Source organism: Candidatus Kuenenia stuttgartiensis (assembly GCF_900232105.1).
GTDB classification, from domain to species: Bacteria; Planctomycetota; Brocadiia; order Brocadiales; family Brocadiaceae; genus Kuenenia; species Kuenenia stuttgartiensis_A.
Genome location: NZ_LT934425.1, coordinates 293,912 through 304,951, shown reverse-complemented (window position 1 = coordinate 304,951; position 11,040 = coordinate 293,912). Strand labels below are relative to the sequence as shown.

The window sequence follows — 11,040 nt, the reverse complement described above, 5'->3', positions numbered from 1 at the left end:
TGAGGAAATGAGTTATGTCACGAGAATTAACTATTGGTAACGGTTCGCTACAAGTGATGTTTGATGCCGCCTATAAGCTGCGTGACATCTATTTTCCCTATATCGGCAAGGAGAATCATACCGCCGGGCATGTGTTTCGCTTCGGTGTCTTCACTGAGGGGTAATTGAGATGGGTACACGAGCCGGGTTGGGAAAGACTGCTCACCTATGAACCTGACACACTGGTTACTTCCGTGAAACTCATCAATCGGCGGCTTGGGCTTATACTTGACTGCCGCGATGCCGTGGGCTTTCATGAAAACATCTACATGAGGGAGACTACCGTTCATAATCTGGTTAATCGTTCACGGCAGTTTTGCCTGTTTTTCCATCAAGATTTTTACCTTAGATAGAGAAGTGAAGATTCTCAATGACATCGTTCTGGGAGAAACACCGGCCGGGTTGACCGACCGTACTGGAAATTACTGGCATTTGTGGATAACCAAGAGCAAACCAGATTTTGCCAACTTGCCACCTATCAGAGTAAGACGCACTATTTTTGCCCGGTCGTGTGCAAAAATAAGTTCGAACAATCGACGCAAAAGTATACTGATTAAGTAAAACGGCGAGTCACGCTGATGTCGGTAAAATGTGGCGAAAACATTTTGGGTTAATCTTGATAGCTGAAATCGTGTAGAGCAGATTATGGTATTGAATAATAACTTGTTTAAAAAGTACTTATAATGGTATTGGCAGGTGAACAAGGAGAAAGTCTCTATCCGCTAACCAAAGATAGAACAAAACCAGCGGTTGCTTTTGGAGTAGTATTCCTGCCATTTTTAAAGGGGGGATGACAATGATAGCACGGATAGTAACGACTGCTATGTGTGTGACAATCTTGACGGGTTGTGCTAGCCAGACACTTCAAATACCAATATCTACCAACGATCCGGCAAATCCGAACGCACTGGAATCTGCATTTGCTCCACGATCGAATTGGCTCCAGGCCGAGGTACCTGTCACAGCGGAACAACCGCCTACCGAACCAACTTTGCCTACGCATCCACCCACAACCGTACCCACAATGTATACCTGCCCGATGCATGCCGAAGTAGTACAATCAAGCCTGGGCAGATGCCCTAAGTGTGGGATGGGACTGGTCCCGGCAGCACTTTCCAAAACCGAATCGGAGGGAAAACAATGACACAGAGATTGATAGCCATATTTATAACTCTCATGTGTATTGGAGTACTTGCTGGCTGTGCTTCGGTTCCTGAAGAGGCTGGATTTTCTGACGTCCAGAATATCATAGAACAGCGCATTGGTCGCCGGGTACACTGGAGTCAGGGCACATCGGAGGATGCTGCGGTGATCGATGCCGTCCGGTTAATGTTACAACAGGAACTGACCTTAGATGAAGCTGTTCAGATTTCATTACTTAACAACCGGTCATTGCAGGCGACATATGAAGATCTGGGTATTGCTCAGGCCGATCTTGTACAGGCTGGTTTGTTGCGGAACCCTACATTTGGAGCTAGCTTCAGGTTCCCCGATAAGACCGTGGGAGGGCATCGCAGTACCAATACAGAATTTTCAGTGGTTCAGGATTTTCTTGATTTACTTGTGCGTCCTTTACGAAAGAAAGTTGCTGCGGCTCAGTTTGAACAAGCGAAGCTGCGTGTTGGTAATGCCGTTTTGAACCTGGCAGCGGCGGTACGGTCAACTTATTACGCCCTTCAGGCAGATGAGCAAATACTAGAGATGCGCCGAACTGTAGTCCAGGCCACGGAAGCAGCTGTTGACATTGCTACCCGTCAACACGATGCCGGCACTTTAAAGACGTTAGATCTTGCAAATCAACATGGGTTCCATGTTCAGGCGAAATTAGACATGACAAGAACAGATATCCAAATCGTTGTTGACCGTGAGCGTCTGAACCGACTGATGGGGCTTTGGGGAGCAGATACTACGTGGAAACTCCCTGGCAGACTTCCTGAGCTATCAGCAGATGAAATCCCTTTAGAACATCTGGAGTCGCTCGCTGTGTCACAACGCCTGGATTTAGCCGCCGCACGACAGGAGACGCTGGTCATCTCACATGCCTTGTTATTGACGCGGAAATATCGGTATTTTTATGTATTTGACGTTGGTGTAAATACTGAACACGACGTCGCTGACAACGTAAATTTTACAGGACCTAATCTTACGATTGAATTACCGATCTTCGACCAACGTCAGGCTGAGATCGCACGGTTGGAGGCACAATTGAGGCAAAGCCAGCAGCGGCTCTCCTCTCTGGCAATCGATATACGTTCGGAGGTCAGGGATATACGCAATCGGCTTTTGACTGCACGCAACATGGTTGAATACTACCAGGAAGTCATTCTTCCCCTTCGGCAGCGGATCGTGGATGAGTCCCAACTGTATTACAACGGCATGCTTATTGGGGTGTATGAGTTACTCCTGGCGAAGCAAAACCAGATCAACACAGGTCGTGAATACATCGAAACTTTGAGGGACTACTGGATTGCCATGTCTGACCTGGAGCGTGCAGTTGGTGGCCGCTTGTTAGTTACTGAGGAAACTATCCATCCGCCCGCACAACCCGTGGAACAACCAGCTACTCAGCCATCAAAACTCCCTAACCATATTCATCATTAAGGAGATTTATCATGATTACCCGACGGAAAATGATTCTTTCCAGCGCAGCGGCATTGCTAACCGGCGGTATTTCTACGCTGTTAGGTCGCAAGCAGTTGGAAGCTGTAAACACAGTGACCACACCACAACCCACCACTATCATGCCACCCATACATGGCTTGTCCTATACACCGGCTACGACACTCAATGGGAGCACCCTCCCCTGGAAGTGGGACAATGGCGTTAAAGTTTTTCACTTGATCGCTGAACCGGTCAAGCGGGAGTTTGCGCCAGGAATGATCGTCAACTGCTGGGGTTATAACGGTCAGACGCCAGGCCCTACCATCGAAGCGGTGGAAGGTGACCGTGTGCGTATCTTAGTCACCAACAAGCTTGCAGAACATACCACGATCCACTGGCACGGCGTACTCCTGCCCAATGGTATGGATGGCGTCGGGGGATTGAACCAGCCGCAAATCAAACCGGGCGAGACCTATGTCTATGAATTTACGCTCCGTCAGCATGGTACACAGATGTATCACCCGCATGCGGACGAGATGGTGCAGATGGCAATGGGGATGGAAGGTTTTTTCATTATACACCCAAAAGAACCAGAACAGCCCAGGATCGACCGGGACTTCTGTATCTTTCTTCAGGAATGGTTTGTCGAACCCGGCACAAGTACTCCGAATCCAAACATCATGACCGACTTTAACCTCTTCACATTCAACAGTCGTGTGTTCCCTGGCACGGCGCCATTGGTAGTCCGTTTGGGAGACAGGGTGAGAATCAGAGTCGCCAATCTGAGCATGGACTCCCACCCGATCCACCTGCACGGCTATAATTTTAAGATTACCGGTACGGATGGAGGGCGCATTCCAGCCTCGGGTCAATGGCCTGAAACCACGGTTAACGTTCCACCAGGTACTACGCGTGACATACAATTTGTGGCAAATGCTCCGGGGGACTGGGCTTTGCATTGCCACAAGAACCACCACGTTATGAACGCCATGAAGCATGACGTACCAAACATGATCGGTGTAAATCAGAGTGGAGTGGAACGGAAAATACAAAACCTGCTGCCGGATTATATGGCCATGGGTGAGAGCGGCATGTCCGGGATGGCAGTGATGAACATGCCCTTGCCAAAAAATACACTACCCATGATGACAGGAAAAGGGCCGTTTGGACCAGTCGAAATGGGCGGTATGTTTACCGTGTTAAAGGTTCGCGATGACATTACCAGCTACGATGACCCTGGCTGGTATCAACAACAGGAAGGTACTGTAGCCTGGCGGGTAATTGAATAATTACTTACAAATAAGTCCTACTCCAGTAGGTGTGGGTTAGGTTGAATGAAATGAAACCCATAAATAGCAGTATTCACATAGTTTAAATGGTGTAAAATACACTATGTTTGTTTTGAAAACAAAGGCATGTAATTTTGTTGGTAGTTAAGTTTCTTCTTGATATTAATCAACGATTTCCCTAGCATAAGATTCATATATATTAAATATTTAAAATAGAATGAAATATTGAGACGTTAAACGATACAGAAGGTATGAACCTGGAAAATCGTGGCATGGTGTCAGGAAACATTCTATTTTTGGGGTGTATTCCCGATTTTTTGTGATTTCTGCCATGTTTCAATAAAACGTTGCAGTAGTGTCAACCCTGACAGGGTTTCAAACCCTGTCAGGGTTGTTTTGCCCCGACTCCATGAACGCTTACAAACAATCGGGAATGCACCCTATTTTGTAATAGTTCACCGCAGAGGACGCGGAGAAAACAAATACAATGTGTACCTGCATAATTTTCTGTTTTTATCTCCTTAAAACCTCTGCGATCGCAGCGTTCTCTGCGGTAGACTGAACTGTTATCTGTTTTTTTAAATGCTGAATTTTTAACGGAAAGGGGGGGAAGTCTGGAGTAAATACGAAGATTCATTTTTTATTTGTTGCGTTTTATATAAAAACAAAGGAGTAGATAGCAATGAAAAACAAAAAGTTGTCAATACCGGTTTTTTTTAGTGCGGTGATATTTTCCGCAGTTTTATGGGGCAATAATTATGCGTATTCGGAAGAAGAAACATTTAAACATAGTGTAAAACCACTGGCACAGGAACGTCAGATACCGGAGACCATTGAACTACCGATGTGTCCCTCTTGTAAAAAAGGGCATTTAGGGCCAATGAAAGGGAAAACAGTTGCTCCGATGGGCATGGTGTGCCCTGATTGCAAAAAAGAAGTATCGGAATTTGACGTTCATCATTGTGATGAATGTGACAAAGATGCGTTGGTTTGTGTAATGTGCAAGGCGGAATCCGCAAAGTTGAAAGCAGAAACGAAAGAGGCAAAATGTCCTAAATGTAAAATAGTAAAGTCCAGACATGTCAAAGCCAAAGCATTTTCCAAGTGGGAGATGAAATGCCCTGATTGCAAGAAAAAGACACAGGAATGGACTCTCCAGCATTGTGATGAATGTGATATAGACTTTTTGACCTGCCCTCTTTGTAAAAATGAACAAAAGAAGACAGAAAAATAGAGTAAGGACAATGACATTGGGTGTTATAAGGGGTTTTTTTTGAGGAAGTCAAAAAACATTTTTACCCAAAATACACGAGAAGATGAAAAATTTACAAAGGTGTTATTGTATTGTCCTTTTAATTTTTTGTAACACTTTAGTTTTTTGTAAAAACTCAATAAAATTAAGGATTTCTGGTTTTATAGAGCAAGGGGGCATTTTAGTGTTAAAACACACCCCTAAGTCTCCTCTTTTTAGAAGGGACTTTTTATCTCCACTCTAAAAAGAGGGGGCTGGGATGTGTTATAAGAAAGTAAACTTTTTAAAAGGTGAAGGATGATGAAAGACCCGGTTTGTGGTATGTCAGCAAAAAAAGAGATCGCATATGAATATAAAGATCAGAAATTTTGTTTTTGCTCGGAGTTATGTAGAGACGAGTTCAAGAAATTTCCTGAACAATATTTAAATCAAAGAGACATATTCATTCCTTTAGGCGAAAAGCAGGAAAGAAAGATTGCATACTTTTCCATGGAAGTTGGTATTGAATCTCATATTCCCACCTATAGCGGGGGATTGGGCGTACTGGCAGGGGATACCATAAGGTCTTGTGCTGATCTGAAAGTGCCTATGGTAGTGGTTACCCTATTATACGAGAAAGGGTATTTCTATCAAAAACTAGATACTCTTGGGAATCAGAAAGAAATGCCTGTTCAATGGTATCCCGAAGATTTCATTACTCCTTTGACGAACAGGGTCAGTGTAAGGATAGAAAACAGGACAGTCTTTATTCGTGCCTTGCAATATGAGGTCATTGGCATAACCGGCCACCGTGTGCCGGTCATATTTTTAGATACAAACCTTGAAGAAAATAGTGAATATGACAGGGGACTGAATGATTATCTGTATGGAGGAGATCTGAAGTACCGGTTTGCTCAGGAAATCATTTTGGGAATAGGTGGTTTGCGGATGTTGCATGATTTAGGCCATTCAAAAATAAGGAAATATCATATGAATGAAGGTCATGCAAGCTTATTAACATTGGAATTATTAAGAATGCGGAGAACAGAGGATGAAACAATATGGAAATTCGATGAGGTAAGGAACCTCTGTGTATTTACCACACACACTCCGGTGCCGGCAGGACACGACCAGTTTTCCTATGATTTGGTAAAGGGTGTTTTAGGGGACTATATGCCTTTTGATATTATGAAGATGCTTGGTGGAGAAGAGAGGTTAAATTTGACATTACTTGCCTTGAACTTAAGTAAATATATCAATGGTGTTGCAAAAAAGCATGGCGAAGTATCTAAATCAATGTTCCCGGGATATTCCATCGATTCTATAACGAATGGAGTACATTCGAATACCTGGACATGTGATAGTTTTAAGGAGTTGTATAGTAAATATATATCAGGGTGGAGAAACGATTCTTTCAGTCTGAGATACGCCTTAAGTATTCCAAAAATCGAAATATGGCAGGCACACATGAAGGCAAAGAAGATACTTATTGATTATATAAATAAAGAAGCAAATGCAGGCTTTCATTACGATGTATTTACCATCGGATTTGCCAGACGTGCAACCCTGTATAAGAGAGCGGATATGATCTTTTCTGATGTAAACAGGCTGAAAACTATTTCGCAGGAGGTTGGTAACATACAATTTGTTTTTGCAGGCAAAGCACACCCGCAGGATTTGCCTGGTAAAGAGTTGATTAAGAGGATTTTTTCAAGCATAAGACAATTGAAGGGGCAGGTAAAAATAATATATTTGGAAAATTATGACATAGATATGGGAAAGATGTTAACCTCAGGGGTAGACCTCTGGTTAAATACCCCGCAGAGACCAAATGAGGCATCCGGTACTTCCGGTATGAAGGCAGCACATAACGGCGTCCCCAGTTTCAGTGTATTGGATGGCTGGTGGGTTGAAGGGCATATTGAGGGGAGAACCGGCTGGTCTCTAGCGTGAGTTTATCACGAAATAAGGTGTAAGACAAAGACATCAAGTTGCAATCCAATGATTTGTATCGGGTTGCGACTTTTTTTGTCTAAAAAATTATGTATACACTGAATAATACTATATTTATATTGCATTATATGCCTGTATATACTATTATACACGGAGTATTAATCTATTACGTATACACTAACAACTAATAGCCATGGCTACCATTCAATCTAAAAACTCCAGAGGTTATAAATATTGGTATATTGTCGAATCGCGGCGCGTTAACGGCAAGCCCAGGCCCATCGTCCTGGCCTATCTTGGCAAGGCAGACGATTTATTAAAACAACTGCAAGGTCTTACCGAAAAATTACGGCTCAAATCTTATTCACATGGCGCGGTAGCCGCATTGCTAAGTGTGGCCAATGCCCTGGACGTCCCTTCCGTGATTAATAAATATATAAAGTCGCCACGGCAGTATTGTGCTAAAAAACCTGTTCGAAATAATCTGACCGCCGGAAGTACCCTCTTGTTGGGTGCCGTGGGGAGAGTGTGTGTGCCTACCAGCAAAAGAGGATGGTGGGATTGGGCAAAGACGACTACTGCCGAATACTTACTCAGACACAGCTTGAGTAAAATAGACAGTCAGCATTTCTGGGATTTGATGGATGCACTTCCTGAAGAATCCATTGCAGAAATCGAGCGCGAATTAATTGAAAAGACATTTAAAACATACAACCTTCAAAGCGACACACTGTTTTTTGATACAACCAATTTTTTCACGTATATCGACACAACTAATCTGCGATGCACTATTGCCCGGCGGGGGAAAAACAAACAAAAGCGATACGATCTCAGGCAGGTCGGGTTGGCGATGGTCGTTACACGTAACGACATGATACCGTTGTTTCACCATACCTATCAGGGGAACATGGCGGATGCAAAGGTGTTCAGCGCGGTTCTTGAGACGATAAAAGACAGGATGACCGGATTAGGTTTCGACAGCAAAAAGCACACTATTGTTTTTGATCGTGGAAACAATTCCATGGACAATATGGCTATTGTAGAGAGATTGGCATTGCATTACGTTGGAGCGCTTACACCGTATCATCACAAGCAGTTGGTAGGGGATGCCATGTGTAATTTCAGGGAATATGACGTTGACGGCAGTAAGATACAGGTGTACCATGACAAACGGGTTATTTGGGGGCAGGAAAGAACCGTTGTCGTATTTATTTCCGAGAAATTAAAGGTTGGGCAATTAAGGGGAATGTCTCAGTCTCTGGAAAAGGCAGAACATCAGTTAAAGCTCTTACAGCAGCATCTGTGTAATCCAAAGGGAAAGATGCGGGACAAAGAGGGTCTGGAGGATACGATAAGAAGTGTAGTGAAATGTCAATTTGCGAAGGATGTTATCGATTGGTCGTTAAAAGAGGTATCTGAAGGCAAGTTTCAATTGAATTTTTCAATCGACCAGAAAAAGCTCGAAGAAATAGAAGGGGAACTGGGGTTCAGGATTCTTATGACAGACCATCACGATTGGGATACCGCGGACATTATAAAAGCCTACTATGGGCAATCAAAAATTGAACATGCCTTTAGAAATCTCAAGAACCCCTATCACCTTGCTTTAAAACCGCAATTTCACTGGACGGATCAGAAAATCAGGGTGCATTTTTTTATTTGCGTCCTCGGATACCTAATGGCGGCGATTGTGTGGTATCAGGCAAAAGCGCACGCACAATTTAGTGGAACGTTAGATACCCTGTTAGACACCCTTAATAATATAAGGCTTTCTGCTATGCTTGAAGAAACAAAGGCCAGAGGGAGAGTTAAGGCTACCTACAAATTGGAAGAAATGTCCGACAAGGAATCTCTGTTGATGAATGCGTTAGGCATTATGGATTTCCACAAACATCGGCTGAAACTTCAAGGACTCAGTGTATACAATTGATGTTGTGCTTAACGCATTGACTGTATTTATGTTACGTTGCTTCATGCCTTATTTTGTGATAAACTCACGCTAGGGAAACAAGCTTCGGATATCAATGATGACGTGAAAACCGAAATAGAGGGAATGTATGAAAAACTGGAGACGGTCATTGTCCCGATGTTTTATAATGATAAAGATAAATGGATTGATATAATGAAGCATTCAATAGCGATTAATGCCTCATTTTTTAATACGCACAGGATGGTTCTGCAGTATGTTTTAAATTCATATTTTTGTTAAGCATAGCAATGGGGTCAGGACGAGACAACTCTGTCAGGGTTAACTTACTGTAATGTTTTATTTAAAACTGGCGTGAGTCAGAAAAAATCAGGAATGCATCCTTAACTTAATGACATTGGTTTGCAACCTGAACCCGCCGGGAACGATAAGTTAACGTTTGGGAATTTCAATATTTTTGTAGTAGAGACGCATTGTATGCGTCTGGAAACTGCTGAACGTAGTGAAAATGTTTACAAAAGAGAACTTACGTAACACTTTTAGTCTTTTGAAAAACGTATTTCCTATAAACACCATAGGAGCAACCTGTTTGTAGCAAGATAGGGTACAATAGCAGATATTGGCACAAAAGATCTGGAAATTGTCATTTGTAGTGCGACGAACCTCGTCGCACTACATTATTGGAATTTTTCAAAAAAATAAAGTGTTACAATAAGGCTAATTGATAGTTTTTCTATATAGTAGCTTATAAAAACCAATACACCCAAACGGGGGCATTCATAAAGGCCGACCCATATGGGCATATTGACAATTTCTTTTGTTTTGTTATATTATATTCCTGTTATCCATTTGGTATCTTTTCATAAATTTTTTTGAGCAATTTTTCATTAAACAGATATTTAAAACAGCCTGATTAAAGAGGGTTTTCTATAGCTGTTTTGTTTCAGAACAAACTATAGCTGTCGACAGCTGGTTTTTTTGATGTTTTTTTCATAGGAGGTGTAAGTCATGATTAATGTGAAAAAATGTATTGGTTATTCGCTTGTTGTTTTGTTGCCGTTATTAGTAAACAATAAAATAATGGCATCAGAAACCGAAAAGGCCTGCTTTTGATATTTAACACTCAAGCTGGATGCATGAGTTACTTTTAATCTTTACGGGTTGTTTACAAAAAAGCTGGAATGCTTCTTGTTGGAAACATATTTTCCATTGCAATTACCTGCCTGCAGGCAGGTGTCCTCAAATAGGAGTTTTGAGGGCGAGTCATGCAGTATTTACGCTGAATAATTACGCTTGTAGTGAAAAACATAATTGTTTAATTTTGCCGGATAGATACTATTACCGGATAGATGCTATTAATTGTTTTATATTTTATAGGGAAAGGAGAAATATTTATGGGACGGGTAACTACGGTAAAGATGGGTTTAGTAAGCTTCTTTGGAATCGTTGGTATGTTGAATTTTGCAATTTCTAATCATACATTCGGAAGTGAGGGACAAATAATAACTCATGAACAGACAGGAAAGCATGAAGGAGTTAATTTACCTGTTAAGACATTCACCAGGGATTTGGAGCATGCAGTAAATAACATTTTAGAGGGCATACTTAAGGATGATTTTAATTATATCAAGCAGGAAGCTGACCATATTTCAGAAAAAAGCAAAAGTATGTTTATAAGTTTTTTTGAAAACAGTAATAGATTTAGGAAGGTGGAAGAAAATCCGGCAAGGGACATACAGAAAAAAGATTTTGCTAATTATGTGGATGAGATAAATAAGCAAGTTGCGTCCTTGAAAAAAGCTGCCGACTCCCAGGACTCAGATCAATTGTTGTCTGCCTTTACAGGATTATTAAAAAACGCCTGTATAAATTGCCATACGAAATATCGCAAATAATCATTAAGCAAAAATAATTAAGTAGTTTTTTATAATAAAAGGCTGGATCAGGAATGCATCCTATCCAGCCTTTTGTCATTTAGAAAATAATCACATCATTTCCGC

General features: G+C 42.0%; 9 protein-coding genes. All 9 read left to right on the top strand.

All coding sequences use genetic code 11. The features are described 5' to 3' along the window. The first annotated feature begins 14 nt into the window (after positions 1–14). The 9 genes from KSMBR1_RS20610 (at position 15) to KSMBR1_RS01520 (ending at position 10,935) form a co-directional block, all read left to right on the top strand. Complete coding sequence (locus KSMBR1_RS20610) at positions 15–164, top strand: hypothetical protein (protein ID WP_157775677.1); 150 nt, start codon at positions 15–17, stop codon at positions 162–164. Beyond that, positions 165–392 carry a hypothetical protein gene (locus KSMBR1_RS20605; RefSeq protein ID WP_157775674.1) on the top strand — a complete coding sequence of 76 codons (228 nt, stop codon included), beginning with the start codon at positions 165–167 and terminating at the stop codon, positions 390–392. It begins immediately after the preceding gene. Between the two features lie 443 nt (positions 393–835). Further along, positions 836–1,183 carry a heavy metal-binding domain-containing protein gene (locus KSMBR1_RS01555; protein ID WP_099323746.1) on the top strand — a complete coding sequence of 116 codons (348 nt, stop codon included), beginning with the start codon at positions 836–838 and terminating at the stop codon, positions 1,181–1,183. Then, the gene (locus KSMBR1_RS01550) at positions 1,180–2,640 is read left to right on the top strand and encodes a TolC family protein (RefSeq protein WP_099323745.1); all 1,461 of its coding nucleotides are present in this window, start codon (positions 1,180–1,182) and stop codon (positions 2,638–2,640) included. Before KSMBR1_RS01555 ends, KSMBR1_RS01550 begins: the two co-directional genes overlap by 4 nt. 11 nt (positions 2,641–2,651) lie before the next feature. After that, entirely contained in the window at positions 2,652–3,929 is a 1,278-nt protein-coding gene (locus tag KSMBR1_RS01545) for a multicopper oxidase family protein (protein ID WP_099323744.1), read from the top strand. A 682-nt stretch (positions 3,930–4,611) separates the two neighbouring features. Beyond that, complete coding sequence (locus KSMBR1_RS01535; protein WP_099323742.1) at positions 4,612–5,163, top strand: hypothetical protein; 552 nt, start codon at positions 4,612–4,614, stop codon at positions 5,161–5,163. Between the two features lie 315 nt (positions 5,164–5,478). Beyond that, a complete protein-coding gene (gene glgP / locus KSMBR1_RS01530; protein WP_099323741.1) occupies positions 5,479–7,113 on the top strand; it encodes an alpha-glucan family phosphorylase in 1,635 nt (544 codons plus the stop codon). Positions 7,114–7,306: 193 nt separating this feature from the next. Next, positions 7,307–9,043 carry an IS1634 family transposase gene (locus KSMBR1_RS01525; RefSeq protein WP_099323573.1) on the top strand — a complete coding sequence of 579 codons (1,737 nt, stop codon included), beginning with the start codon at positions 7,307–7,309 and terminating at the stop codon, positions 9,041–9,043. Positions 9,044–10,434: 1,391 nt separating this feature from the next. Beyond that, the gene (locus tag KSMBR1_RS01520; protein WP_157775666.1) at positions 10,435–10,935 is read left to right on the top strand and encodes a cytochrome c; all 501 of its coding nucleotides are present in this window, start codon (positions 10,435–10,437) and stop codon (positions 10,933–10,935) included. Positions 10,936–11,040: the final 105 nt, after the last annotated feature.